This window comes from Kitasatospora purpeofusca, from assembly GCF_034043715.1.
In the GTDB taxonomy this organism is placed as follows: domain Bacteria; phylum Actinomycetota; class Actinomycetes; order Streptomycetales; family Streptomycetaceae; genus Kitasatospora; species Kitasatospora purpeofusca_A.
Window position 1 is genome coordinate 1 of sequence record NZ_JAXCLC010000053.1, and the last position, 25,045, is coordinate 25,045.

General features: G+C 74.8%; 26 protein-coding genes and 1 pseudogene. 15 read left to right on the forward strand and 12 right to left on the reverse strand.

What is annotated here, in order from left to right; translation table 11 throughout:
• Positions 1 to 63 precede the first annotated feature (63 nt).
• Positions 64 to 1,023, reverse strand: a complete 960-nt coding sequence (locus SM793_RS24795; RefSeq protein ID WP_320440500.1) for an alpha/beta hydrolase — start codon at positions 1,021 to 1,023, stop codon at positions 64 to 66.
• Between the two features lie 181 nt (positions 1,024 to 1,204).
• Here SM793_RS24795 and SM793_RS24800 point away from each other — a divergent pair, with 181 nt between their 5' ends.
• The 4 genes from SM793_RS24800 to SM793_RS24815 all read left to right on the forward strand — a co-directional run bounded on the left by SM793_RS24800 (position 1,205) and on the right by SM793_RS24815 (position 5,251).
• Positions 1,205 to 2,140 carry a fused MFS/spermidine synthase gene (locus SM793_RS24800; protein WP_320440551.1) on the forward strand — a complete coding sequence of 312 codons (936 nt, stop codon included), beginning with the start codon at positions 1,205 to 1,207 and terminating at the stop codon, positions 2,138 to 2,140.
• 221 nt (positions 2,141 to 2,361) lie between these two features.
• Positions 2,362 to 3,189, forward strand: coding sequence for a class I SAM-dependent methyltransferase (locus SM793_RS24805; RefSeq protein WP_320440501.1), 828 nt, complete (start codon positions 2,362 to 2,364; stop codon positions 3,187 to 3,189).
• Between the two features lie 284 nt (positions 3,190 to 3,473).
• Positions 3,474 to 4,148, forward strand: coding sequence for a DedA family protein (locus tag SM793_RS24810; RefSeq protein WP_320440552.1), 675 nt, complete (start codon positions 3,474 to 3,476; stop codon positions 4,146 to 4,148).
• Positions 4,149 to 4,351: 203 nt separating this feature from the next.
• Complete coding sequence (locus SM793_RS24815; protein ID WP_320440502.1) at positions 4,352 to 5,251, forward strand: Gfo/Idh/MocA family oxidoreductase; 900 nt, start codon at positions 4,352 to 4,354, stop codon at positions 5,249 to 5,251.
• 28 nt (positions 5,252 to 5,279) lie between these two features.
• On the opposite strand, the gene SM793_RS24820 is transcribed toward SM793_RS24815, so the two are convergent.
• Positions 5,280 to 5,852, reverse strand: a complete 573-nt coding sequence (locus tag SM793_RS24820; protein WP_320440503.1) for a DUF2199 domain-containing protein — start codon at positions 5,850 to 5,852, stop codon at positions 5,280 to 5,282.
• A 49-nt stretch (positions 5,853 to 5,901) separates the two neighbouring features.
• Between SM793_RS24820 and SM793_RS24825 the strand changes: the two genes are divergently transcribed.
• Both SM793_RS24825 and SM793_RS24830 read left to right on the forward strand, forming a co-directional pair.
• Entirely contained in the window at positions 5,902 to 6,324 is a 423-nt protein-coding gene (locus SM793_RS24825) for a helix-turn-helix transcriptional regulator (RefSeq protein WP_320440504.1), read from the forward strand.
• Between the two features lie 10 nt (positions 6,325 to 6,334).
• A complete protein-coding gene (locus SM793_RS24830) occupies positions 6,335 to 6,751 on the forward strand; it encodes a VOC family protein (RefSeq protein ID WP_320440505.1) in 417 nt (138 codons plus the stop codon).
• Between the two features lie 40 nt (positions 6,752 to 6,791).
• On the opposite strand, the gene SM793_RS24835 is transcribed toward SM793_RS24830, so the two are convergent.
• On the reverse strand, positions 6,792 to 7,889 hold the full coding sequence (locus tag SM793_RS24835; RefSeq protein ID WP_320440506.1) for a hypothetical protein: 1,098 nt from the start codon (positions 7,887 to 7,889) through the stop codon (positions 6,792 to 6,794).
• 185 nt (positions 7,890 to 8,074) lie between these two features.
• On the opposite strand from SM793_RS24835, the gene SM793_RS24840 reads away from it, so the two are divergent.
• The 3 genes from SM793_RS24840 (at position 8,075) to SM793_RS24850 (ending at position 11,919) form a co-directional block, all read left to right on the forward strand.
• Positions 8,075 to 9,139: a phosphotransferase family protein gene (locus SM793_RS24840; RefSeq protein ID WP_320440507.1), complete on the forward strand. Its 1,065-nt coding sequence runs from the start codon at positions 8,075 to 8,077 to the stop codon at positions 9,137 to 9,139.
• Positions 9,140 to 9,142: 3 nt separating this feature from the next.
• Positions 9,143 to 10,354, forward strand: coding sequence for an acyl-CoA dehydrogenase family protein (locus SM793_RS24845; RefSeq protein ID WP_320440508.1), 1,212 nt, complete (start codon positions 9,143 to 9,145; stop codon positions 10,352 to 10,354).
• Positions 10,355 to 10,605: 251 nt separating this feature from the next.
• Entirely contained in the window at positions 10,606 to 11,919 is a 1,314-nt protein-coding gene (locus tag SM793_RS24850) for an esterase (protein ID WP_320440509.1), read from the forward strand.
• 31 nt (positions 11,920 to 11,950) lie between these two features.
• On the opposite strand, the gene SM793_RS24855 is transcribed toward SM793_RS24850, so the two are convergent.
• Positions 11,951 to 12,376, reverse strand: a complete 426-nt coding sequence (locus tag SM793_RS24855) for a helix-turn-helix domain-containing protein (protein WP_320440510.1) — start codon at positions 12,374 to 12,376, stop codon at positions 11,951 to 11,953.
• A 124-nt stretch (positions 12,377 to 12,500) separates the two neighbouring features.
• Between SM793_RS24855 and SM793_RS24860 the strand changes: the two genes are divergently transcribed.
• Positions 12,501 to 13,367, forward strand: a complete 867-nt coding sequence (locus SM793_RS24860; RefSeq protein ID WP_320440511.1) for an NAD(P)H-binding protein — start codon at positions 12,501 to 12,503, stop codon at positions 13,365 to 13,367.
• A gap of 32 nt (positions 13,368 to 13,399) precedes the next feature.
• On the opposite strand, the gene SM793_RS24865 is transcribed toward SM793_RS24860, so the two are convergent.
• The 3 genes from SM793_RS24865 to SM793_RS24875 are packed head-to-tail and all read right to left on the reverse strand — an operon-like array spanning position 13,400 to position 16,007.
• Positions 13,400 to 14,410: an NADPH:quinone oxidoreductase family protein gene (locus SM793_RS24865; RefSeq protein WP_320440512.1), complete on the reverse strand. Its 1,011-nt coding sequence runs from the start codon at positions 14,408 to 14,410 to the stop codon at positions 13,400 to 13,402.
• Positions 14,407 to 15,252, reverse strand: a complete 846-nt coding sequence (locus SM793_RS24870) for an SDR family oxidoreductase (RefSeq protein WP_320440513.1) — start codon at positions 15,250 to 15,252, stop codon at positions 14,407 to 14,409. Before SM793_RS24870 ends, SM793_RS24865 begins: the two co-directional genes overlap by 4 nt.
• Positions 15,249 to 16,007 carry an SDR family oxidoreductase gene (locus SM793_RS24875; RefSeq protein ID WP_320440514.1) on the reverse strand — a complete coding sequence of 253 codons (759 nt, stop codon included), beginning with the start codon at positions 16,005 to 16,007 and terminating at the stop codon, positions 15,249 to 15,251. The genes SM793_RS24870 and SM793_RS24875 overlap by 4 nt, the downstream gene beginning before the upstream one ends.
• A 226-nt stretch (positions 16,008 to 16,233) precedes the next feature.
• Here SM793_RS24875 and SM793_RS24880 point away from each other — a divergent pair, with 226 nt between their 5' ends.
• Positions 16,234 to 16,863 (forward strand): TetR/AcrR family transcriptional regulator, encoded by a 630-nt coding sequence (locus tag SM793_RS24880; RefSeq protein ID WP_320440515.1) that lies wholly within the window; start codon positions 16,234 to 16,236, stop codon positions 16,861 to 16,863.
• 51 nt (positions 16,864 to 16,914) lie between these two features.
• Here the strand turns inward: SM793_RS24880 and SM793_RS24885 are convergent, their stop codons facing one another.
• Entirely contained in the window at positions 16,915 to 17,784 is an 870-nt protein-coding gene (locus SM793_RS24885; RefSeq protein WP_320440516.1) for a class I SAM-dependent methyltransferase, read from the reverse strand.
• A 259-nt stretch (positions 17,785 to 18,043) separates the two neighbouring features.
• On the opposite strand from SM793_RS24885, the pseudogene SM793_RS36490 reads away from it, so the two are divergent.
• Together SM793_RS36490 and SM793_RS24895 are read left to right on the forward strand one after the other, a co-directional pair.
• Positions 18,044 to 18,157, forward strand: a pseudogene (locus SM793_RS36490) (hypothetical protein); the annotation flags it as partial.
• Between the two features lie 20 nt (positions 18,158 to 18,177).
• The gene (locus SM793_RS24895) at positions 18,178 to 18,378 is read left to right on the forward strand and encodes a hypothetical protein (RefSeq protein ID WP_320440518.1); all 201 of its coding nucleotides are present in this window, start codon (positions 18,178 to 18,180) and stop codon (positions 18,376 to 18,378) included.
• 271 nt (positions 18,379 to 18,649) lie between these two features.
• Here SM793_RS24895 and SM793_RS24900 read toward each other — a convergent pair whose 3' ends face one another.
• A complete protein-coding gene (locus SM793_RS24900; protein ID WP_320440519.1) occupies positions 18,650 to 19,342 on the reverse strand; it encodes a ScbR family autoregulator-binding transcription factor in 693 nt (230 codons plus the stop codon).
• Between the two features lie 322 nt (positions 19,343 to 19,664).
• Here SM793_RS24900 and SM793_RS24905 point away from each other — a divergent pair, with 322 nt between their 5' ends.
• Entirely contained in the window at positions 19,665 to 20,252 is a 588-nt protein-coding gene (locus SM793_RS24905; protein WP_320440520.1) for a helix-turn-helix domain-containing protein, read from the forward strand.
• A gap of 62 nt (positions 20,253 to 20,314) precedes the next feature.
• Here the strand turns inward: SM793_RS24905 and SM793_RS24910 are convergent, their stop codons facing one another.
• The 3 genes from SM793_RS24910 to aroA all read right to left on the reverse strand — a co-directional run bounded on the left by SM793_RS24910 (position 20,315) and on the right by aroA (position 24,027).
• On the reverse strand, positions 20,315 to 21,205 hold the full coding sequence (locus SM793_RS24910; protein ID WP_320440521.1) for a lysozyme: 891 nt from the start codon (positions 21,203 to 21,205) through the stop codon (positions 20,315 to 20,317).
• A 587-nt stretch (positions 21,206 to 21,792) separates the two neighbouring features.
• Positions 21,793 to 22,143, reverse strand: a complete 351-nt coding sequence (locus SM793_RS24915) for a rodlet layer protein (protein ID WP_320440522.1) — start codon at positions 22,141 to 22,143, stop codon at positions 21,793 to 21,795.
• Between the two features lie 639 nt (positions 22,144 to 22,782).
• Positions 22,783 to 24,027 carry a 3-phosphoshikimate 1-carboxyvinyltransferase gene (aroA, locus tag SM793_RS24920; RefSeq protein WP_320440523.1) on the reverse strand — a complete coding sequence of 415 codons (1,245 nt, stop codon included), beginning with the start codon at positions 24,025 to 24,027 and terminating at the stop codon, positions 22,783 to 22,785.
• 330 nt (positions 24,028 to 24,357) lie between these two features.
• Here aroA and SM793_RS24925 point away from each other — a divergent pair, with 330 nt between their 5' ends.
• Positions 24,358 to 24,933, forward strand: a complete 576-nt coding sequence (locus SM793_RS24925) for a GNAT family N-acetyltransferase (protein ID WP_320440524.1) — start codon at positions 24,358 to 24,360, stop codon at positions 24,931 to 24,933.
• The last annotated feature ends 112 nt before the right edge of the window (positions 24,934 to 25,045 follow it).

Here is a 25,045-nt window from a genome sequence, read left to right on the forward strand (position 1 = left end):
CGGGGGGGGGGGGGGGGGGGGGGGGGGCGCCCCCCCCCCCCCCCCCCCGAACGGGGCTTCGACTCAGTGCACCGTGAGCGGGAAGTACGCGCCCAGCCAGCGGTCGAGTTCGGCGAACACCTGGGTGCGGGCGGTCTCGCCGGACAGCACCAGGTCGTGCATCCCGCCCTCGATCCGGACGATCGTCACATGGCGGCCCAGGTGCGGCCCGGCGGCCGAGATGTCGTCGGCGCGCAGCACGGCGTCCGCGTGGTGCAGCGCGGTGTGCCAGCGGGTGGTGGCGATCGAGGCGGTGGAGGCCATCAGCAGCACCGGCACGTCGATGCCCAGCCCGCGCCGGACCTCGCGGTGGCCGCGCTGGATCGCGGCCAGCCAGCCGGCGAACAGCGGCACGCCCTCGGCCGGCTTGAGCTTCAGGTCGAAGTCCCACTCGCCGCGGAAGTCCCGGTGCAGGCTGTGCACGTAGTGCGGGTTGAGCGCGGACGGCAGGACCCGGGTCGGCGCGAAGCGGGCGATCGCCTCCAGGGCCGGGGCGCCGAGGGTGCGCACGGCGGGGGAGGCCGGCATGGTCAGGAACGGGCTGTTGAGGAACAGCCCGTCGACCAGCCCCCGCCCGGCCCGGCGGCCCGCCCACAGGGCGGCGATCAGCCCGCCGGTGGAGTGCCCGTTGACCAGCAGCCGGCGGTGGCCGTCCTGCTCGCGGATGATCCGCACCGCCTGGTCCAGCTCCTCGTCGTAGGCGGCGAGGTCGCGGACGAAGTTCGGCGAGTGGTGCGCGCGCAGCGAGCGGCCGTACTTGCGCAGGTCGATCGCGTAGAAGGAGAAGCCGGCGGCCACGTAGTGGTCGGCAAGGTGGGTCTGGAACCAGTAGTCGTTGTAGCCGTGGATGTAGAGGACGGCCTGGTCCGAACCGGGAACCAGCCGGCGGACCAGTGTCGCCGTGACCTCGCCCTCCTCGTCCGGACGCAGCGGCAGCTCGGCCGCCTCGTAGGGGGTACCCAGGATGTCTTCGCGGAACTCCATGGCCACTCGCACCCAATCTCTGGTCGGACTCCGGTCAGGCTCCGGTCGTCATACGGTCGGAACACGGTCGGAATCGCGGGACGCCGGGACCTCGGCGCCCGGACGCCCCGACGATACCGGCCGGTAGCCTCGGGCGTGACGGCGACTCGGGCCCGGCGCCTATGCTGCGGACATGCCCGAGATGCCCGACCCGACCGCCCCGCCCCAGGACTCCCCGGCCGACGAACGCCTGCCCGTGCTGCGGCAGACCGACCTCGGGCGGGCGAAGCTGCTCCCCGACGTCGACCACGACGGCGGCTGGCTGCTGACCCTGGACGACACCCCGCAGTCCTACGTCGACCTCGGCGACCCGACCCACCTGGAGTTCGAGTACACCCGGCGCCTCGGCCACCTCGTCGACGCGCTCGGCGGCCCCGAGGACGAGCAGGGCCGGCAGGAGGGCGAGCAGGGCGGGCCCGGGCGCCCGGTGGACGCCCTCCACCTCGGCGGCGGCGCGCTGACCCTGCCCCGCTACCTCGCCGCCACCCGCCCCGGCTCGCGCCAGCGCGTGGTCGAGGTGGACGGCCCGCTGCTCGACCTGGTCGAACAGCACCTCCCGTGGCAGGGACCCGGCGTCGACATCACCGCCGAGGTCGGCGACGCCCGCGAGGCCCTCGCCACCCTGGCGCGGACCGCGCCCGGCAGCCTGGACCTCGTCGTCGCGGACGTGTTCCACGGCTCGCGCACCCCCGGCCACCTCACCTCGGTGGAGTTCCTGCGCCTGGCCGCCGCCGTGCTGCGCCCCGGCGGCCTCTACGCGGCCAACCTCGCCGACGGCGCCCCGCTCGCCTTCGCCCGCGCCCAGACGGCGACGCTGCGCGCGGTGTTCCCGCAGACCTGCCTGATCGCCGAACCGCCCGTACTGCGCGGGCGCCGGTACGGCAACATCCTGCTGGTCGGCTCCGCCGGACCGCTGCCGGTCGCGGACCTCGTCCGGCGGCTGGCCGGGGACATCTTCCCGGCCCGGCTGACCGACGGCGCGGACCTCGCGGCCTTCGCCGGCCGCACGGTCCCGGTCACCGACGCCACCGCCACCGACTCCCCGCCGCCGCCGGACGGTGCGTTCAGCGTCGGCTGACCGGCTCGCGGGAGCGCGGCCCGGCGCGCCGGGTGGCCGCACCCCGGGTTCACGCCCCCGGCGGTGTCAGAATCGGCGGGTCGTAGCGGCCCGGTCGTAGTGGACCTGGTCGAAGGCGACCCGGTCGTAGCGGCCGGTCGACGGCGACCCGGTCGAAGATGACCCGATCAAAGGTGACCCGGTCGTAGGGGACACCCACCACCCGAGGGAGCGAGCGAGAGATGAGCGGCGCGGAGCGTCCGGAACTGGCGGCGGTGCCCGAGACGGCACTGTGGACCCTCTGGCAGCGGGCCGTCGAGGCCCGCCGGCCGGACGCGCTGCTGCACGACCCCGAGGCCGTTGAACTCGTCGACCGGATCGACTTCCCGTTCGCGGAGCGCTTCGGCACCAGCGGGCTGCAGTCCCGCCTCCAGGCGCTGCGGGTGGGCTGCTTCGACCGCGAGGTGGCCGACTTCCTGGCCCGCGAGCCGCGCGGCACGGTCGTCTGCCTGGGGGAGGGCCTGGAGACCCAGTACTGGCGGGTCGACAACGGCCGGGCGCAGTGGCTCTCCGTCGACCTCCCGGAGGCGGTGGAACTGCGCGAACGGCTCCTGCCGCCCGGCCCACGACAGCGTTACCTGGCCGCCGACGCCACCGACCTCACCTGGGCCGGGGCGGTGGACCGCGACCGCGCCGTCCTGATCACCGCCCAGGGCTTGCTGATGTACCTGCCCCCGGCCCGCGTCCGCGAACTCATCGCCGCCTGCGCCGAGCGCTTTCCCGGCGGCTCCCTGGTGCTGGACGCCGTCCCGCGCTGGTTCGCCCGGCTCACCCGGACCGGAAAGATGCGCACCCCCGGCTACCAGGCACCGCCGATGCCGTGGGCGATGGACGCCCGCGAGCGCGACAAGCTCCGCACCGCGAGCCCGGCGATCACCACTGTCCGCGACGTCCGCCCCACCGCCGACCACGGCCCCCTGGCCACCCTGCTGCCGCTGACCCTCGCCGTCCCCCCGCTGTCCACCCACCGCCCCACCGTCACCGTCCTGGACTTCGCCGCCCGGACCTGACGGATCGGAGGGCCGGGACCGGAGGCCGACCCGCGGCCACCCCCGGCGCCGGCGGCCCGGCGCGCGGCCCAAGGCGTGGAACCGCCGGGCGTGCCCGCACGTCGTACGCAGGGGTGATCGGCCGAGGGGACGGGCCGCCCGGCACGTTAGGCTGCCCTCTCGGGGAGCGGCCTGGTGCCGCCATTCGGACGACTGTCGAGACCGGCGCGCGAGCCGCGGGGACCTGATCGGGACCTGGGCGGGCCTGCCGCGGGTCTCGTCCTGCCACGGAGGTACTGGCCTTGCTGCACATCGACGCCTGGATCGAAGGCGTACCACCGGGCGCGGTGTACGCCCTCGTTGCGCTGATCATCGGACTGGAGTCGCTGGGCATCCCGCTCCCCGGGGAGATCGCCCTGGTCTCCGCCGCCCTGCTGTCCGCGCGCGGCGTGGTCAGCCCGGTCTGGGTGGCGGGCTGCGCGATCGCCGGTGCGATCATCGGTGACTCGATCGGCTACTCGATCGGCCGCAAGGGCGGCAAGCCGCTGTTCGAGAAGCTCGGCCGCAAGTTCCCCAAGCACTTCGGACCCAGCCACCTGGCCAGCGCCGAGCGCTCCTTCCAGAAGTGGGGCATGTGGGCGGTCTTCTTCGGCCGCTTCATCGCCCTGCTGCGCATCTTCGCCGGCCCGCTGGCAGGGGCCCTGAAGATGCCGTACTGGAAGTTCCTGATCGCCAACGTCCTCGGCGGCGTGGTCTGGGCCGGCGGCACGACGTGGCTGGTCTACCAGGTCGGCAAGGTCGCCGAGCAGTGGTTGTCGAAGTTCTCCTGGATCGGCCTGCTCCTCGCCGTCGCCATCGGCGCCTTCTCCGCCTGGTTCATGAAGCGCCGCGCCGCCAAGGCCGCGCACGCCCTCGAGGCCGAGGACGCGGCGAAGGCCGTGGACGCCGCCCCGGCGGTCACCGCGCCCGCCACGGACTGACGGCCCGGGTCCGCCCGGAGCGCCCGCTCCGGGCGGCGGCGTCCGCGCCGGACGACCGCAGTACCGCACGACTGCACCCACCGCAGTACCGCACGACTGCACCCACCGCAGTACCGCACCACCGCAGTACCGCACCACCGCAGTACCGCATCACCGCAGTACCGCATCACCGAACAGCACGCGAGGAAAGAAGTAGGCGCACCATGCGGATCGGACTCCTGGGCACCGGCACCTGGGCGGAGCGGGTGCACGCGCCCGGCCTCGCGGAGCACCCCGGCGTCGAGTTCGCGGGCGTCTGGGGCCGTCGCCCCGAGGCGGCTGCCACGCTCGGCGAGAAGTACGGCGTCCCCGGCCACGCCGACCTCGACCGGCTGCTCGCCGAGGTCGACGCCGTCTCGATCGCCCTGCCGCCGACCGTGCAGCCGGACCTCGCGGTGCGTGCCGCCGAGGCCGGCTGCCACCTGCTGCTCGACAAGCCCGTCGCGCTCACCGTCCCCGACGCCCGCCGGGTGGTCGAGGCGGCCGAGGCGCACCGGGTGGCCTCGGTGGTGTTCTTCACCGTCCGCTTCGGCGGCGAGCAGCTGCCGTGGATCGAGGAGCAGGCCGCCGTCGGCGGCTGGTTCACCGGCCGCTCGGACTGGCTCGGCTCGGTCTTCGCCCCCGACTCCACCAGCGCGTACGCGGCCTCGCCGTGGCGCCGGGACAAGGGCGCGCTCTGGGACGTCGGCCCGCACGCGCTCTCCGTGCTGCTGCCCGTGCTCGGCGACGCGACCGCCGTCACCGCCGTGCCCGGCCCGCTGGACACCGTGCACGTGGTGCTGCGCCACGTCGGCGGCGCCTCCAGCACCCTCGCGCTGAGCCTGACCGCGCCGGTCGCCGGCGGCGGCACCGTGATGGAACTGCGCGGCGAGGCCGGCACCGTCCGGCTGCCGGAGCGCGGGGAGGGCCCGCACGCGGCGTTCCACCGCGCGCTGGACGCCCTCACGACCGCCGCCCGCACCGGCGGGGCCCACCCCTGCTCGGCCGCGTTCGGCCTGCGTACCGTGGAGATCCTCGCCGCCGCGGAGCGTTCGCTCGCGGCAGGCGCCACGGTCCAGGTCTGAGGCAGCGGCCGAGGCGCCGCCGAGCGCCTCAGCCGCCCGGCAACTGGTCCGCGAACGCGCGCACCCGCTCCGCCGTGATGCCCTCGCGCTGCTCCACCGCCAACGGGTGGTCGGTCGGCTCCAGCTCGATCAGCGGACGCAGGCCGACGGCCCGGGTGCGCACATGCGTCTTGAGCAGCAGCGTGGACTCCGGGTAGACCGGCAGCTCGGTGACCAGCCGGCCGAAGTACGGGGGCTCCTGCTCCCGCGCCGGGTCCTCCCACAGGTCGTGGGCCCGGGCGAAGTTCGGTCCGCTCAGCGACACCCGGACGCCCCAGGAGAAGGTCTCGCCGGTGTCCCGTACCGGGATCCCGACCAGACCGTGGACGTAGAACTCCCGGCCCTTGATCACGCACCGGTCGGGGGTGAGCTCACTGTCCCTGCGCCGGGCGTAGCGGGGCTTCCAGCCCGTCGGGGCCGGGGAGCCGTAGGAGAGCGGCGGGCCGTCGTGCCGTTCGGCGCAGCAGGCGCAGGTGTGACCGTGGGCGGCGGCGTCAGGGGCGGCGTCAGGGGCGGCGTCAGGGGCGGCGGGGGTGTGCGCGGGGGACCTGGCGCAGAGCATAAAGGACCTGTTCGGAGCGGTTGTCGCCGCCCTGTGCGAGGGTTGGGGGGTGACGACGCTGGAGGATCTCGTCCGGCTGCGCCGGGCCCGTGACGCGATGGACCGCGACTACGCGCTGCCGTTGGACGTGCCGGCGCTGGCACGGGTGGCGCTGATGTCGCCGGGCCACTTCTCGCGCAGCTTCCGGGCGGCCTTCGGCGAGACGCCGTACAGCTACCTCATGACCCGGCGGATCGAGCGCGCCAAGGCCCTGCTGCGGCGCGGGGACCTCTCGGTGACGGAGGTGTGCTTCGCGGTGGGCTGCACCTCGCTGGGGTCGTTCAGTTCGCGCTTCACCGAGCTGGTCGGGGAGAGCCCCAGCGCCTACCGGGCCCGGGGCCACGAGGACGGCGCCGCGATCCCGGCCTGCTACGCGAAGCTGTACACCAGACCGGTCAGGAACGGAGAAGCGCATCGTCCGCCCCACCCGTAGCGTGAGGCGCATGGATATCAAGCTCTCGCAGTGTTTCATCGCCGTCGACGACCACGACAAGGCGCTCTCCTTCTACCGCGACGTGCTCGGCCTGGAGGTGCGCAACGATGTCGGGTTCGAGAACATGCGCTGGGTGACGGTCGGCGCACCCTCGCAGCCCGAGGTGGACATCGTGCTCGAACCGCCGCTGGCCGACCCGAACGCCTCCGCCGCCGATCGGCAGGCCATGGCGGAGCTGCTGGCCAAGGGGCTGCTGCGGGCGGTCATCTTCGCCACCGAGGACTGCGACGCGACCTTCGAGCGGATCCGCGCGGCGGGCGGCGAGGTGCTCCAGGAGCCGATCGACCAGCCGTACGGGGTGCGGGACTGCGCCTTCCGCGACCCGGCCGGCAACATGCTGCGGTTCACCCAGCGGAAGTCGAAGTAGGGCGTGTCCCTCTTCGTCCGTCGGGCGGCGCGCGCGTGGGTCAGTCCGCGTGGCCGCCCGGCGGTCGGCGGTCGGCGGGCCGGGCCGGAGGGATGACCGGGGCCCGGAAGTCGCGCGGGCCGCTCCACAGCGCCGGGACGGCGTCGCTGCGGCGGGCCAGCTCGTAGGCCAGCGGCTCGTAGTTCACCCGCCACCCCTGGAAGTGCGGCCAGGCCTCGTGGGCGGGCCGTTCGTGCGGGAACCCGGCGGCGGCGATCAGGGCGACGGCCGCGTCGAACTCGGTGTAGGTGAGGCGGATCGAGGTGTCCGGAGCCGGGTCGGCGTCGAAGTCGACCCGCATTGAGCGCCCGATGTCGCGCAGCGCGGTGAACCCGGCCCGGAGCACCAGCCGGGCCTCCGGCGGCGCGGTGCGCGGACAGATCGCCAGGTGGACGGCGGCGGCGTCCATGACGGCGATCAGTCCGACCACCCAGCTGCGGTTGGGCTGCGGGGAGCGGAAGGAGATCAGCACCGGGTAGTTGGAGTGGCTCTCGCCGAGGTCGGCGGCGAGGCGCTCCCAGTCCCGGTAGAGCTGGGGCAGGGCGGTCTCGGTGTCCACCAGGGACTGCCGGGCGAGCAGTTCGGGCCCCCAGGCGGGCTCGCCGGCCCGGGACTGGAGCAGGGTCACCTCCAGTTCGCGCCGGCCGTAGGCGGCGTAGAGGGTGGGCAGGTAGGCGATCTGCAGGGCGATCACCAGGGGGCCGCTGGCGGCGGCGATGAAGTCGATCACGGAGAGGTGGAGCCGGTCGCCGCTGGCGAAGCCGAGGGTGAAGAGGCTGGAACCGGCCTCGCGGAAGGACACCGACCAGTCCAGCTCCGAAGTGCCGTGCAGTATCAGCGTGTAGGAGACCAGCATCCCGCCGAGCCAGACGGCGAGCATGCCGGTCAGCATCAGCGGAGCCAGCCAGGTCTGGGCCCGGTCCTGCGCGCGGTAGGTGCCGAACGGCGCGGCGGCGAGCCGCAGCACGCTGCGCAGGGCCCGCCAGAGGCCGTGCACCAGGGAGCTGTACAGGCCGCGCGGGACGACGAGCGTGCGCAGGATGCTGCCGATGGTGAGCAGCAGGAGCAGGACGCCGACGACGGTGTGGATCAACCTCATGGCGATCATTGTGACGTCCCGCCGGGATTGACACGGCACCGCCGTCGGCTGAATGCTGAGCAAGCGCTTAGTCAGGGCTTGGCCGGGCTTGGCCGGGCTTGGTCAGGGCCTGTTCGGCGCCTGTTCGGCGCCTGGTCGGTGTCCGGTCGTCGACGAGGCGGTCGGCGGACGAAGGGAGAGTGCCCGTGCCGGAGAGCAGGCCGGAGCCCGGTTCGGAGCCCGGTTCGGAGGCCCCGCAGGGGCTGGACCTGGGGCGACTGCGCGACCACCTGGAGCGCGCGCTGCCCGGCGCGGTGGCCGGTCCGCTGCGGGCGAGGCTGATCGAGGGTGGCCGGTCGAACCTCAGCTACCGGCTCACCGACGGCGTCAACGACTGGGTGCTGCGGCGGCCACCGCTGGGGCACGTGCTCGCCACCGCGCACGACATGAGCCGCGAGTACCGGGTGATGACGGCGCTGCGCGGCACCGGGGTGCCGGTGCCGGAGACGGTCCACCTGGATCCGGGCGCGGAGGTGCTCGGCGCGCCCTGGTACCTGATGGCCTTCGTGCCCGGTGTCGTGCACCGGGACGCCGAGGCGTTCGCCGCGCTCGGCGAGGCGCGGGTGCGCGCGGTCGGCGAGACACTGGTGGACACCCTCGCGGCCCTGCACCGGATCGACCCGGCGGCGGTCGGGCTCGCCGGGTTCGGTCGCCCCGACGGCTATCTGGAGCGTCAACTTCGGCGCTGGTCGACGCAGTTGGAGGCATCACGGAGCCGTGACCTGCCCGGCGTCGACCGGCTGCACGAGCTGCTCACCGCGCGGCGGCCGACGTCCCCGGCCCCGGCGCTGGTGCACGGGGACTACCGGCTCGACAACGTACTGCTCCAGGAGCGCGACGGGCGGGACGTCATCGGCGCCGTCCTGGACTGGGAGATGTCCACCCTCGGCGACCCGCTCACCGACGTCGGACTGCTGGTGATGTACACCGACTTGGCCGGTGTCGGCGGTGGGCTCGTCCCGTCCGCCGCGACCGCGCCCGGCTTCCCGCGCAGCGCCGAACTGGTCGACCGCTACGCGCGGTCCACCGGGCGGGACGCCGCCGCCCTGGACTGGTACGTGGCGTTCGCCGCCTACAAGCTCGCCGTGGTCGCGGAGGGCATCCACTACCGGTTCCGCCAGGGCCGCACCCTCGGTGCCGGTTTCGAGCGGGCGGGCACGGCGGCGCCCGTCCTGATCGAGCACGGCCTGACCACGTTGAAGGGACACTGACCGATGGACTTCTCCTACGACCGCCGCACCCTCGAACTCCGCGAACGGTTGGAGGAGTTCATGGACCGGCACGTGTACCCGGCCGAACCGGTGCTGGCCGCCCAGCTCGCCGACCCGGCCCGGCCGCGCTGGGAGATCCCGTCGGTGGTCGCCGACCTGCGGGTGGAGGCGCGCAAGCAGGGCCTGTGGAACCTCTTCCTGCCCGGCGAGCACGGCGCCGGACTCACCAACCTCCAGTACGCGCCGCTCGCCGAGATCACCGGCCGCAGCCCGCACCTCGCCCCGCCCGCCCTCAACTGCGCCGCCCCCGACACCGGGAACATGGAGCTGCTGGCCGAGTTCGGCACCGCCGAGCAGCGCGAACGCTGGCTGGAACCGCTGCTGGACGCCCGGATCCGCTCCGCCTTCGCGATGACCGAACCCGAGGTCGCCTCCTCCGACGCCGCCAACATCGCCACCCGGATCGTGCGCGACGGCGACGAGTACGTGGTCGACGGCCGCAAGTGGTACATCAGCGGCGCGATGAACCCGGACTGCCGCCTCCTCATCGTGATGGGCAAGACCGACCCCGCCGCCGAGCCGCACCGGCAACAGAGCATGGTCCTGGTGCCGCGCGATACCCCCGGCGTCACCGTGCGGCGCGGCATGACCGTCTTCGGTTACGACGACGCCGACCACGGCGGACACGCCGAGGTCACCTTCGAGGACGTCCGGGTCCCGGCCGGCAACCTGATCGGCGAGGAGGGCGGCGGCTTCGCCATCGCCCAGGCCAGGCTCGGCCCCGGCCGGATCCACCACTGCATGCGTGCCATCGGCATCGCGGAGCGGGCCCTCGAGCTGACCTGCCGACGCGTCCTGGACCGCACCGCCTTCGGCGGACCGCTCGCCGACCAGGGCGTCATCCAGGACTGGATCGCCGAATCCCGGGTCCGCATCGAGCAGTTGAGGCTGCTGGTACTGAAGACCGCCTGGCTGATGGACACCGTCGGCAACCGTGGCGCGCACACCGAGATCCAGGCCATCAAGATCGCCACGCCGCGCACCGTCGAATGGATCCTGGACAAGGCCGTCCAGGCCCACGGCGCGGCCGGCGTCAGCCAGGACACCCCGCTCGCGGCACTGTGGGCCTTCAACCGGACGATCAGGATCGCCGACGGCCCGGACGAGGTGCACAAGCGCTCGCTCGCCCGGCGCGAGCTGCGCCGCCACCGCTGACGGGGCCGCCCTCACTGACGGCCCGGCGCTCGCTGACGGCCCGACACCTGCTGACGGCCCGCCACCGTCCCTCCGCTACGCCCGCGCGGGTCAGTCCCGGGTCAGCCGCAGGTCGTCCCCCGGGTAGTACCCGGGTATGACCCGGCGGGTTGGCTCCGAGGTATGACGTCCACGCACCGCCCCGGCCCGTACTGTCGCCGTACGGGCCGGCCGACGGGCGGCGGGCCGCACGGCACGGGGAGTCGGGAAGCATGCGCGAGCGGGCACAGGGACGGATCGCACGGGTCCACGGACGGGGTCTGCGGACGGGCGTCGCCGTCGCTCTGGCGGCCACCGCCGTCCTGGGCGGCGTCGGGGCGGCGGCGGCCCCCGCCGGGGCCGCCCCGGCGGTCGCCGAACGCCTGGCCCGGGCCGGACTGCCGCAGCCCACCGGCCCGTACGCGGTCGGCACCACCGCGCTGCGCCTGGTCGACCACGGCCGGAAGGACCCCTGGCAGCCGGGGCGGGACCGCGAGCTGATGATCAGCCTCTGGTACCCGGCCACCCGGCCCGTCCAGGCCGACGCGCGGGCCCGCTACATGGAGCCGCGCGCCGCCGGGCACTTCGGCGGCCCGGACGGCGCCGGCGTCTTCAACTACCGGACGGATCCGGGCCGCACCGACTGGTCCGGAGTCCGTACCCACGCCGGGCAGGACGCCCCGGCGCTGCCCGCCGCCCGCCCGCGCCCGGTGGTGCTCTACTCGGCCGGGCTCGGCGACCCGCGCACCTGGGGCACCGCGCTGGTCGAGGACCTCGTCTCGCGCGGCTACGTCGTGGTGACCGTCGACCACCCCTCCGACGCCTCCGAGGTGGCCTTCCCGGACGGCCGGCTGACCACCTCCGTCCTTCCCGCCCTGGCCGGCCAACCCGGCCTGGACATCGGGGCGTTGCTCCGCAAGGCACTGGCGACCAGGGTCGCCGACACCCGCTTCGTCCTGGACGAGCTGACCGCCCTGCGCACCGACCACCGGCTCCCGCCCGCGCTGGCGGGATCGCTGGACCTCGACCGGATCGGCATGGTCGGCCACTCCGCCGGCGGCTTCACGGCCGCCCAGACCATGCACGACGACCCCCGGATCAAGGCGGGCGTCAACCTGGACGGCCAACTGCACTTCCCCGGCCCGGACGGCACCGGGGTGCACCTGAGCAGCGTCGCCGAGGACGGACTGGACCGCCCGTTCCTGCTGATGGGCACCGAGAGCGAGGACTCCGGCGGCTACCCGGGCCAGCCCGGCTGGGCCGCGTTCTGGCAGCACACCCGGGGCTGGAAGGCCGATGTCACCCTGCTCGGCTCCCGGCACGGCTCCTACACCGACGCGCAGTCGCTGCTGCCGCAACTCGCCCGGCAGGGGGCCGTGCCGGAGGATGTCGTCCGCGCGGACATCGGCGACGTCCGGCCGGAGCGGGCGGTGCTCGCCACCCGGGCCTACGTCGGCTCGTTCCTCGACCGCTGGCTGCGCGGCCACGACGACCGCCTGCTGGACGGGCCCTCGGCGCTCTTCCCGGAGATGCGCTTCGAGCACTGACGCGACGTCAGATCGCCTTCCTCCGCAGGGGTCAGCGGATCTCCGAGCCCGGATTCGCGTCGTCCCAGCTCTGCCGCGAGTCGACGATCGCGTCGTGGTGGTCGTAGGACCAGTCCGCCATCGCGCGCACCAGATGGGTCAGGCTGTGTCCGAGCGGCGTCAGCTCGTAGTCCACCTGGGGCGGGATCGTCGGGTGGACGGTGCGCGAGACCAGGCCGTCGCGCTCCAGCCGGCGGACCGTCAGGGTCAGCATGCGCTGCGAGATGCCGGGCACGGCGCGCTGGAGCTCACGGAACCGCCGGACCCCCTGGGCGAGTTCGACCACCACCAGGACGGTCCAGCGGTCGCCGAGGCGGTTCAGCAGATCGCGGATGCCGCAGTCCTCGCCGTCCTCGCACCAGAGCACCGGCCGCGCTCCGGCGGCCGGGGTGGTTACCTCGGTGTGCCCCACTGACATCGAAGTGCCTCCTTACGTCGAACGCCCAGGTTATCGAGGATGGAGTCCGGGCCGCCGAGCAGGGCGGCCGGACGGAGCGGGGCGGACGGACCGCCCCGGTGGTACGGGATTTCCGGAGGAACACATGCTTCTCGTGACGGGTGTCAACGGCGGACTCGGCTCGCTGGTGCTGGAGCGCCTCGCCGGACGGCCCGGCGGGCCGGAGGGCGTGGTGGCGGGCAGCCGGACCCCGGAGCGCGCGGCGACGGCGGGCGTGCCGGTGCGGAAGGTCGACTTCGACCGGCCGGAGACGCTGGCCGGGGCCTTCACCGGAGTGCGCACCCTGCTGCTCGTCTCGGCCGGCTACGGCGAGGACGACGTGGTGATCGCGCGCCACCGGGCGGCGATCGAGGCGGCGGAGCGCGCCGGGGTGGAGCACGTCGTCTACACCAGCCTCTCCGGCGACGGCGACCACCTCGCCTACGCGCTCGCCCACCGCTGGACCGAACGGCGGCTGCGCGAGTCCGCCACCCTGCGCTGGACGATCCTGCGCAACGGCCTCTACGCGGAGCTGCTGGCCTTCCTGGCCCGGCCCGACGCGGACGGCGTGATCACCGCCCCGCTCGCCGACGGACGGCTGGCGGCGGTCGCCCGGGAGGACCTCGCCGAGATCGCGGCGAAGGTCGCGTCGGCGCCGGCCGAGCACGCGGGCCGGGTCTACGAGCTGGTCGGCGAGGAGGCGGTGGGCGCCGCCGAGGTCGCCGCGGCGCTCACCCGGAGCACCGGCAGGCCGGTCGAGTACCGCCCGGGCACCCTCGCCCAGGCACGGGCCGCGATCGCCGCCTCGGGCGCGGAGTCCTTCCAGGTGCCGATGGTGGCGGGCACCCTCTCCTCGATCGCGCACGGCTTCCTCGCCGGCCCGGGCAAGCCCGGTGACCTCGCCGCCCTGCTCGGCCGGGCTCCGCGCCCGGCCCTCGAGGTGATCGCCGCGGGCACCGACGCGGCGTGGTGAGGGCGCCGGCCGTCAGTCGCGGCCCTGCTCGTTCAGGGCAGCACCACCAGCCGCCCGGTGGTGGTCCCGTCGGCGACCCGCTGGACGGCGTCCGGCACGGCCCCGAACGGCAGCCGGCCGGTCACCAGCGGCCGGACCGTCCCCTTGGCGGCGAGCGCGCAGAGCTCCCGGTGGACGGCGCGCACGGCCCCGGGGTCGCGGCTCTGGTAGAGGCCCCAGTGCAGTCCGAGGATGGCGTAGTTCTTCACCAGGGCGTGGTTGAGCGCGGGCGCCGGGATCTCGCCGCCGGCGAAGCCGACCACCACGATCCGGCCCTCGAAGGCGACGCAGCGGGTGGAGCCGGTGAAGGCCGCGCCGCCGACCGGGTCGAAGACCACGTCGGCGCCCCGGCCGTCGGTGGCGGCCCGGACGGCGGTGACGAAGTCCTCGGCGGTGCGGTCGACGACCAGGTCGGCGCCCAGCGCGCGGGCGGTGGCCGCCTTGGCGGCGCCGCCGACCACGGCGATCACCCGGGCGCCGGCGGCCCGGCCGAGCTGGACGGCGGCGCTGCCGACCCCGCCGGCCGCCGCGTGCACCAGCAGCGTCTCCCCGGGGCGCAGCGCGGCGCGCCGGTGCAGGGCGAACCAGGCGGTCTGGTGGCCGATGTGCAGGGCGGCCGCCTCCGCGTCGTCCAGGGAGTCCGGGGCATGGAAGGCGGCCGCCGCGTCCAGCAGCGCGTACTCGGCGAACGCGCCGTGCGGGAGGACGGGGGTGCCGATCACCCGGTCACCGGGCCGCCACTCCTCGTCCGGGAGGTCCTGCGGCTCCGTCGGGGCGGGTCCCCGCTCGACCACCTCGCCGCACAGCTCGACCCCGGGGGTGAACGGCAGCGGCGGTCGCAGCTGGTACTGGCCCCGGACCAGCAGGGCGTCCGGGAAGTTGACGGCCGCCGCCCGGACCCGGACCAGCAGCTGTCCCGGCCCCGGCACGGGCCGCGGCGCGTCCCCGACCTGGCGCAGCACCGCGCACGGCTCGCCCGTCTCCGGCACCTGCCAGGCCCTCACAGCGCCCCCTCCTGCTCCAGCTGCCGCTGGAGGCGGTTCATCCCGGCCAGCCAGCGGTCCGGTTCCCCGGCGCGGGCGGTGTAGTAGTCGGCGACCTCGGCGTGCGGCAGGACCAGGAAGCGGTCCGCCGCCAGGGCGTCCAGCAGGGCCGTGGCGACCTCCGCCGGTTCCAGCGCGGTGGGTGCGAGCAGTGCCTCGCCGACCGCGCCGGTGCTCGCCAGCATGGCGGTGCGCACGCCCTGCGGGCAGAGCGCGTGCACTCGGAGCCCGCGGTGCCGGTAGGTGGCGGCGAGCCACTCGGCGAAGGCGAGGGCGCCGTGCTTGGTGACCGCGTAGGGGGCCGAGCCGAGCATGGTGAGCAGTCCGGCCGCCGAGACGGTGGCGACGAACCGGCCGCTGCCGCGCTCCAGCCAGCGGGGGAGGAGCAGCTCGGCGGCCCGGACGTGGGCGAGGACGTTGACCTCCCAGGCGGCGGTCCAGGCTTCGGGTGCGGCGTCCGCGCCGCCGACCGGTGCGACGCCCGCGTTGGCACACCAGATGTCGAGTTCGGCGCCGTGCCGCGCGAGGGCGGCCCGGGCGGCGTCGACCAGGGCGGCCAGTCCCTCGGCGGAGGCGGCGTCGCCGGGGACGGCGGAGCCGCCGCAGTCGGCGGCGACCGCTCGGGCCGCGGCGCCGTCCAGGTCGTTCACCACCACCCGGGCGCCGGCGGCCGCGAAAGCGCGGGCCACGGCGGCGCCGATGCCCCGGCCGGCGCCGGTGACGACGACGCCCTGGCCGGCGAACGGCGGTGCGGTGCGGTAGTCGGCGGGACTGGCGTCGGGGGTGTCGGCGGGGGTGCTCACAGCCCGCCGCCGAGGGTCACGCCGCCGTCCACCACCACGGTCTGGCCGGTGATCCAGGCCGCGTCGGGGGAGAGCAGGAAGGCGACCGCGCCCGCGACGTCCTCGGGCATCCCGAGCCGGCCGAGCGGGTAGGCGGCGGCGACCTGCTCCTCGCGGCCCTCGTACAGGGCCTCGGCGAACCTGGTCTTGACGACGGCGGGGGCGACCGCGTTGACCCGGATGCCCTCGCGGCCCAGCTCGGCGGCGAGTTCGGCGGTGAGCCGGATCAGCGCGGCCTTGGACACCCCGTACATGCCGATGCCGAGCGAGGAGCGGAGGCCGGCCACCGAGGCGACGTTGACCACCGAGCCGCCGTGCTCGCCCATCCAGGCGGCGTGCGCCCGGCGGGTCCAGGCGAGCGGGGCGAGCACGTTGACGGCGAGGATCTTGGCGGCGGCGGCCTCGTCGACGGTGAGCACCGGGCCGTACACCGGGTTGATGCCGGTGTTGTTGACCAGGTGGTCGAGCCGTCCGAAGGCTTCCAGCGTGCGGGCGACGGCCTGCTCCTGGTGGGCCGGGTCGTCGGCGCGGCCGGCGACGCCGATGGCGACCTCGGGTCCGCCGAGGTCCTGGACCGCCTCGGCGAGCGGCTCCGGAGTGCGCGCGGTCAGGCACACCCTGGCCCCCCGGGCGACCAGCTCGCGAGCGATGCCGAGGCCGATGCCCCGGCTCGATCCGGTGACGACGGCCACCCGGCCCTTGAAGGAGTGCACCACGGGGATCCTTTCGGCGTGGACGGCGACCGGCCGACCGACCCGGCGGCCGGTCGGGGCGTCTGCTGACTAAGCGCTTGCTCAGCATGGTGTCGGTGCGACACCCTGTCAACAGCCCCTGGGGCCGCGTCCGGGTGGGCGTCCGGGTACGTCTCCCTGTCCTGCTGCGGCCCCGCCCCGGGCGAATGCCCGTACGACCGCCCGACGACCGATCTGCGAGGATGGCGCCATGACCAGCATGCCCATCGCCGAGCTGTGGCCCACCCTGCCCGGCGGCGCCGACACCCGCCCGGAGGCGGCGTACCGGCTGCTCCGGGCTGCCGTCGAGTCCTTCGCCGAGCGCGGCTTCCACGCCACCACGACCCGGGACATCGCCACCGGCGCCGGGATGAGCCCGGCCGCGCTCTACATCCACTACCCCTCCAAGGCGGCCCTGCTGGCCGAGATCAGCCGGGCCGGCCACGCCGCGGCGCTCGCCCTGGTCCGGGCGGCTGCGGCCGGCGAGGGCGACCCGGTGGCCCGGATGCGGCGCCTGGTCGAGGACTTCACCGCCTGGCACGCCCGGGCGCGGACGGTCGGCCGGGTGGTCAACTACGAGCTGCACGCGCTCCCGGCGGACGACTACGCGGCGGTGGCGGCGCTGCGGCTGGACATCGAGCGCGAGGTCACCGCGCTGATCGGGGCGGGACTCGCGGACGGGCTGTTCGAGGTCGCCGAGGTGCGCACCGCCGCCCGTGCGGTCACCTCGCTCGGGATCGACGTGTCCCGCTGGTACACCGACCGCAGCAGTGAGACGCCCGAGGAACTCGGCCGCCGCTACGGCGAGTTGGTGCTCCGGATGCTGGGCGCCGGGCGCTGACGGCCCGGTGCCGGACGGTGGACCCGTGCCGGACGGTGGACCCGGCGCCGGTCAGTCGCCCTTGACGGCGGTGTGCACCATCCACGCGACGTGGCGGCGCAGTTCGTACATCTCCACCGTGGACCGCAGCCCCAGCCAGTGCTCGGTCGCGCCGAGGCGCCGCAGCACGGCGTAGGGGACCCGGAAGTACCCGTACAGCGCCTCTGTGGTGGGCAGGTAGTAGGAGGTCGCGTCGAGTTCCTCCTCCAGCCGGAACCCCGCCCCGGTGACCAGCCCGCCGAGGGTGCGGGTGGTGTAGCGGCGGGCGCCGGGCAGCACCATCGCGTCCAGGTACGGATCCAGCAGCGCCTGCTGGGTGTCCGGCATCTCGGCGCGCGGAACGGCGGCCGGCCCGAGCAGGACCAGCCGCCCGCCCGGCCGCAGCAGCCGGTGGAACTCCGCGAGGGCGCGCGCCGGGTCGTGGGCGTGGCAGAGCGTCTCCATCGAGTAGACGCCGTCGAAGGAGCCGGCGGGCAGGTCCAGCTCGTGGAAGTCGCCCCAGGCGAAGGCGGTGCGGTCCTCCAGCGCGGCCCGGGCGCTCAACCGGCGGGCCTCGCGGACGTGGAAGTCCATCAGGTCGACGCCGGTGACCCGCAGGCCGAAGCGGGCGGCCATCTGGCGGGCGACGACGCCCGAGCCGCACCCGGCGTCCAGCACCCGGGAGCCCGGCGGGAGGGCGAGCTTGCGCCCGAGTACCCCCTCCAGTTGCCGCTGCGCCCGCCAGCAGCGCCATTTGGACTGTCCGGGTTCGGTCCAGCCCCAGTGCCGGGCCCCTCGGCAGACGAGGGTGTAGAAGAGCCGGTGGCCGGGGGTGCCGTAGACCCGGCGCAGGCCGTCCAGGTCGAGCCCGCCGCCGGCCTGCCCGCCGACCTCACCGATCATCGCAGCCGCCCGTCCTTCCGCTGGTCCGCGCCCTCGCCGTCCCGGCCACGCTACCGAGCGGGTGGCGCGGGCGCCGGTCCGGTGCGGCCGGACGGGCGGCGGGATCGGCCTGGACGGGCTGGCCGCGCCCCCGGCTGCTGCTCACCGCGCCGGCCGTGTTCGCCGCCGCCAACGCGCTCGGCGCGCTCGCCCCCCCAACGGGACCCTGCTCGCGACCCGGCCCCTGGCCGCCGCGCTCTACACCCCGACCGCCACCGCGGTGGCCACCACCCCGGTCGCCACCGAGCGGCGCGGCCGGGTACTGGCCACCGTGCTCGGCGGCATGACGGTCGCCACCGCGGTCGGGGTCCCGCTCGGCACCTGGATCGGGCGCGCCGACTGGCGCCTCACGATGTGGCTGGTCACGGCCCTCGGCGCGGCCGGCGGGTGCTGCTGCGCGACCGGCGGGTGCTCGGCGCCGCCTCGACCACGCTGCTCTTCTTCCTCGCCTTCCGGACCGTCTACATCTACCTGGCCACCACGATCGCCCCGGCCAGCGGCCAGCGGCCAGCGGCCAGCGGCCACCGGCCACCGGCGGCCGGGCGGACCGGCTGAGCCTGGTGCTGCTGGCCCCGGGCATCGCCTCGGCCGCGGGCAGCCGGCTGGGCGGGCGCCGGGTCGACCGGGTCGGCGTCCGGCGGGTGCTGCTCGCGGGCAGCACGGTGGCGGCGTTCGCGTTCGCGTTCGCCGCGCTGCCGTGGGCGGGGCGCCCGCTGCTCGGCGCGCCGGCCTACGCCGTCGTCCACCCGGAGCGCCGCCCGTCCGGCCGCGCCGCCGGCCCGCTCGCGGCGCCCGCCCGTCGTCGGCTCGCGTCACTCCGCTCGCGTCACTCCGCCCGGATCGCCCGGAACAGTAACCCGGCCGTCTCCGACCAGCGTTCGACGACGTCCTCCCGTTCGCGCAGGACGTCCGAGATGTGCTGGGTGCCGAAGAACGCGGCGACCAGTGACCGGGCCGCGGCCCCGGGTCGGACCCCCGCCCGCAGCTCGCCCAGCGCCTCGGCGCGGGCCAGCAGCCCGGCCAGCAGCTCGGTCCACGCCACGTAGGGGGTCGGCAACTCGGCGTCGATCTGCGGGCGTTCGACCTGCAGCCGGATGCCCGCCCGGACGACGACGTCGTCCCGGAAGGCGAGCGCCGCGCCCGCCAGCAGGCGTTCGGCGGTCTCCAGCGGCCCGTGCCCCTCCGCCGTGACCACGGCCAGCAGCAACGGCCAGCGGGCGTAGTGCTGTTCGACCACGGCGACGGCCAGCGCCTCCTTGGTCGGGTAGTGGAAGTAGACCGCGCCCTTGGTCATCCCCACCCGGTCGGCGACCTCCTGCACCGAGGTGTGGCGGAAGCCCCGGGCCGTGAACAGTTCGGCGGCCGCGGTGAGGACCAGCAGTCTGGTGCGGGTGGCCCGGTCCTGCTTGGGGTCGGGGCCCCGCCGGGTGGCGATCGGCCGGACCCGGAACGGGCCAGGCGGTTCGGCCCCGGCTCCGGTCCCGGGTCCGGCCGCGCGGTCGATGTGGGGATCGCGCACGGTCGGCTCCTCGGTGGTGGGGGTGGAGTTCGGTGTGGTGGCTCCGGCGTGGGCTGTCAACTCGTGCTCGACGACGGCGTTTTGGACAGGGCGGCGGGAAGCCCGCCTCGACGCCAATCCTTCCGAAAGGTAGGTTCCTGAGCCGTGACACTCGTGGGGGCACCGCAATGTAGCGGTACCGCACGGGAGTTCGCGACCTCGGGGGAGGAGGCACCGGTGAGTGTTCCCGGTCGGACGTGAGCAGAACCGGGCGGTGACCGTGCCGCCCCGAGAACATTCCTGCGCCACGGAATGTTCTCCGAACCCCGAGGAGGACCGCGTGATGAAGCAGCAGCGGGCTCGGCGTACGCGGGAGAAGGTGCTGGACGCCGCGGCCGAGGAGTTCTCCGCCCAGGGCTACAGCCGGGCCACCCTCAACGCGGTCGCGCAGCGCACCGGCATGACCAAGGGCGCGCTGTACGGGCACTTCGACTCCAAGCGCGCCCTCGCGGGTGCCCTGATGTCGCAGTCCCGGCAGGTCTGGGAGGAGATGCGGCTGACCCGTGACGTCCCCGGCGTCGGGGCCGCCGCCGTGCTGGAGGCCCTCGTCCTGGACCTCGCACAGCGGCTGAAGGAGGACGTCCGCCTGCGCGCGGCCCTCCGCCTGGCCACCGACATCCCGGACCCGGCCGCCCCGGCGCCCGACATCTTCTCGGACGTGCAACGCGGCCTGGTCACCCTCATCCGCCGCGCCCAGGGCGAGGGCAGCATGGCACCCCGCCCGCCCGAACTGGTGGCCCAACTGCTCCTCGCCGTCCTCCACGGCGCCCCGCACGTCACCTTCGGCCCCCCGGACACGACCCCCGACGACCCGGCCGCCTACACCGCCGCCTGGCGCATCCTCCTCGACTCCCTCACCGCCGCGCCCTGAGCCCCCCACCCCGCCACCCGGTTCGGGCCGGGTGGCGGGGTGGGGGCTGCGGGCGGCGGGGCTCAGCCGTTGGCGAGGGCCTGGACGCGGTCGAAGGCGCCGTTGAAGAGGTTCTGGTCGCCGGGGAAGGTGCCGGAGTCGGCGTGCTGCCAGATCGTCTGGTAGCTCCAGCCGGCCGGGAGGGTGCCGACGGTGGAGGCGTAGCGGGCGACCCAGAGGGGGTTGGTGGTGCCGAAGGAGGCGTTGTTGCCGGTGCAGGTGGTCCACCAGTTGGTGGTGGTGTAGATGGTGGGGTAGCGACCGGTGCGGGTGTGGACGGTGTTGCTGAAGGCGCGGATCCAGCTCACCATGGCGCTCTGGCTGAGGCCGTAGCAGGTGGCGCCGTAGGGGTTGTACTCGATGTCGAGGGCCGGCGGGAGGGTCTTGCCGTCGCGGGACCAGCCGCCGCCGTGGTCGACGAACCAGTTGGCCTGGGCGGTCCCGGAGGAGCGGTCCGGCAGGGCGAAGTGGTAGGCGCCGCGGATCAGGCCGGCGTTGTAGGACCCGTTGTACTGCTGGGCGAAGTACGGGTTGGTGTAGGTGGTGCCCTCGGTGGCCTTGACGTAGGCGAAGCGGGCGCCGTTGGCGCGTACCGAGGACCAGTTGACGTTGCCCTGGTAGCTGGCGACGTCGAGCCCGGGCGTCTGGGTGACGGCGAGGGCGGCGAGGGGGGCGGCGCCGTCGCGGCCCTCGTGGGCGGCCACGGTGGAGCCGGCGAAGTCGAGGTCGGGGTGGAGCGGGGGCAGGTGGCCGCCGGCGGCGTGCGCGGGTGCGGCGATGCCGACGGCCAGGGCGACGGCGGTGGCGACGGCGGCGAACGTGGCGAGCCGGCGCTGCCGGGGCTTCCGGAGGCCGGTGGCGTGGGAGGGGCCGGTGGTGCGGGCGAGGCTGGCGGAGCGGGAAGCGCTGGGCATGACACTCCTCTGGTCCGGTGCTGACGTCCCGTGGGATGGCTGCGGACTGCCGGGACGGCCGGTGACGGTGTCCGGCGGCAGCAGGCTAGCCATGTACGTGCCAGCCCGCCAGGTATCGGTGGCCACATTCTGACCGGGGGTCACAAAGGAATGGTTCCGATCACCGGGACGCCTTCGTACCCGTAGGACCGGCGCTCACCTGGGGCGGCGGTCCCGGATCGGGACGGCCGGCGACGGGGGAACGCGCGCCTCCGCGCTCCCGCGCCGCCCGGCCTTTTCGCGCCGGTCGGCCATTGGTCGTCCACTCTTCGTGCGACCCGCACGACCCGCACGACCCCAACCGGCAGGACCGCTGCCGCCCGCATGCCGAACGCCCGGCCGGGAAGCCCCGGCCGGGCGTTCCGCCGGGCTCCTCGTGGCCTCGGAGCGGCGGTGCTTCCGGCAGTTCTCTTCGATCTTCCTGGTGCCGCCGGGAGTTGCGCGGCGACCGCGCCGTCCGGTGAAGGTGACGGCGGCGCGGTCGCCGGTCCCGTGCGGCACCGGCACCCGGGACGCGTCACCGGGGCCTCGGCCGGAATGCCGTGGGATCAGCCGATCAGGTGGGAGACGCCGCCGTCACCGGAGGACTGGGTGTTGTGGCCGACGTTGCAGATCTGCTTCGGGGTCTTGTTCAGCACGGGCACCTCGATCGGGACAGCCACGCCGATGACGGCGCCGACCGCGATGTTGTGGACCTCCGGGAGGCAGATGTTCGGGTTGTCGAGGGTGTGGAAGTTGGCGCTGTGGTCACCGTGGGTGCCGGTCTGGTTGGTTCCGCCGTTGCCCTGGACGGAGGTGGCGGCGCCGTCCGAGTCGGCGATGGCGAAGGCCGACCCGGCGGACATCGCGATGGCGGCGGCGGCCAGGCCGGCGGCGGCGGCGAAGGAGTTCTTGAACATTTTCGCGTTCCTCTCAAGATGAATTCGAAGCACTGGTCGACCCGGTGGTGGTCGAACGCGCGCCGGCTGAAGGTGGTGCAGGCCCTGAACCGGTTGCGATCACTGCTGCCCAGACCAAAGAACGGCGGTCCGGAAAGTTACGACCTCCGGCCGAACCGGCCGCCATCGACACCCGCACGGCTGAGCCGCCCCCGTCCTGCCGCTCGCCGGCCGACGCGAAAAGGCCGGCCGCAGCCACCAACGAGTCGCTGTGACCGGCCTTTTCGCAAGGGGCCGCTCCAGTGGCTCAGACCGAGCACGAAGTAGCGGGTGAAGGTCGGCAACAGGCAGAGCCCCGGGGCGACGGGTGACCAGCGGGGAGTCCTCTGCCGCCAGAACTGCCGGCCGGCCAGGCCGGCCAGGCCAGCCAGGGCGGGCAGTACGAGGGGAAGGACTGCCAGTGGCACCAGCGCGAGTGCCGAGCCGGTCGCAGATCACCCGGCAGGGGAACGGGGTGGTGAACTCCGCGATCAGGTCGGCCGGTTGGCCGGCGGACCGTCATCGCCAACCGGCCGGGCAGTGCGGCCGGGCCGCCGGGTCCCACCTCGACCCGGTCGCGCCCTGCTCGCCGCCGCAGCTGCCCGGCCGCTCCCTCGCCGGTCAGCCGACGGTGGTCCACCCCTCGCGCAGTCGGCCGAAGACCTCGTGGAACTCGGGGAAGGTCTTCCGCACGCAGCCGGGGTCGTCGAACGTGATGCCGGGCGTGCGCAGGCCGGTGACGGAGAAGGACATCACCATCCGGTGGTCGCCGTGGGAGGCGAGGGCGGTGCCGCGCGGGGTGCCCGGGCGGATCTCGATCCAGTCGTGCCCGGTGGCGACGTCGACGCCGAGCCGGCGGAGGTTCTCCGCGCAGGCGTCCAGGCGGTCGCACTCCTTGACCCTGGTGTTCGCGACGTTCTCGATCCGCACCGGCGCGTCCGCGAACGGGGCGACGGCGGCGAGCGTCGGCATGGTGTCGGAGATGTCGCGCATGTCGACGGTGAGACCGGAGAGCCGGCCGCCGGCGGGGCCCTCGACGGTGGTCCGGTCGCTGCCGACCTCCACCCGCGCGCCCATCCGGGCCAGGACGTCGACGAACCGCAGATCGCCCTGGAGCGCGTCCTTGCCGAGCCCCGGGACGGTCAGCCGGCGTCCGGTGAGCGCGGCGGCGGCGAAGAAGTAGCTCGCCGTCGAGGCGTCCGGCTCGACCGGGTAGGCGGCGGCCCGGTAGCCGCCCGGCGCGACCTCGAAGACCCGGCCGGTGCGGGTCACGGTGGCGCCGAAAGACCGCATCATGGCGACGGTGATCTCCACGTACGGCGCGGAGACCAGGTCGGTGACGGTGATCCGCAGGCCCTGCTCGGTGAGCGGGCCGAGCAGCAGCAACGCGGTGAGGTACTGCGAGGAGAGCCCCGCGTCGAGGGTGATCGCGCCGCCGCGGACGCCGTCGGCGGAGATCCGCAGCGGGTGGTGGCCCTCGGCCTCCTCGTGCCGGAGGTCGACCCCGAGGGTCCGCAGCGCCTCGGTGAGCGGCCCGAGCGGGCGCCGGCGCATCTGGGCGGAGGCGTCGAAGCGGAAGTCGCCGCGGCCGGCGGCGGCGAGCACGGGCAGGAAGCGGGCGGTGGTGGCGCCGTCGCGGCAGTAGACCTCGGCGTCGTGGGCGGGGCCCTGCGGGCGGCCCTCGATCGTCCACCGGTCCGGCGCGGCGGTGAGCGTGTAACCGAGCGCCCGCAGCCCCTCGGTGAAGCCCTCGGTGTCGTCGGAGCGCAGCGGCCGGAGCAGGGTGGTGGTGCCCTCGGCGGCGGCGGCCAGGAACAGTGCTCGTGCGGTGACCGACTTGGAGCCGGGGATCTCGACGGTCGTCATGGGGCCTCCGGGATAGGTGGTCCGGGCGTGCCGGGCAGGGTTCGTGGTCCTCCTGCCATCCTGCCGGAGGCGGTGCCGCCCGGGGGAGGGTGTCCGGGTGATGGACGCGGGGGCCGGCGGGCGGGGCGGGCGGTGCCGGGCTGGGTGGGTCGTACGCGCAGGGCGGTGCCGGCCGGGGTGGGTCGTACGCGCAGGGCGGTGCCGGGCTGGGTGGGTCGTACGCGCAGGTCGGGGCCGGGGGCCGCTGTGGCACGATGCGAGGGACCGGCCCAACGGCCGCCGCCCCCGCCCGGGCCAGCACGGTCCGGGCCCGCCAGAGATGAGGAACCCGTGCCCGAGAGCACCACCGGCGCGGCCCCCGAGGCCGCCGGCACCGACCGTCCGGACTTCCGCGCCGCGACCTCCGCCGATGTGCCCGCCCTGCTGGACCTGGTCGAGTCCGCCTACCGGGGCGACACCAGCCGGGCCGGCTGGACCACCGAGGCCGACCTGCTGGCCGGGCAGCGCACCGACACCGAGGGTGTCACCGCGGCCGTCACCCACGCCGACGGCGTGGTGCTGCTCGCGGAGGTGGACGGCGAGCTGCTCGCCTGCTGCCAGCTGGAACGCCGGGGCTCGCGCGCCTACTTCGGGATGTTCTCGGTGCGTCCCGGCCGTCAGGGCGGCGGCCTCGGGCGGGCCGTGCTCGCGCGGGCCGAGCGGTACGCGGCCGAGGAGTGGGGGGTGGCCGAGATGGAGATGACGGTGATCGAGCAGCGCTCGGAGCTGATCGCCTGGTACGAGCGCCGGGGCTTCCACCGTACCGGGGACTACTCGCCGTTCCCGTACGGCGACGAGCGCTTCGGCATCCCGCTCCGCTCCGACCTCCGGTTCGAGAAGCTGACCAAGGAGATTACCGTCCGGTAGTGGTGACGTGGCGTCAGGTGGTGTACGAATCTGACGTGCTGTCAACTCCCTGACCTGGGGCGATGCCCGGCCGTCCTGCCCGATGATCTATTGGTCCAGACCAATGTGAGAG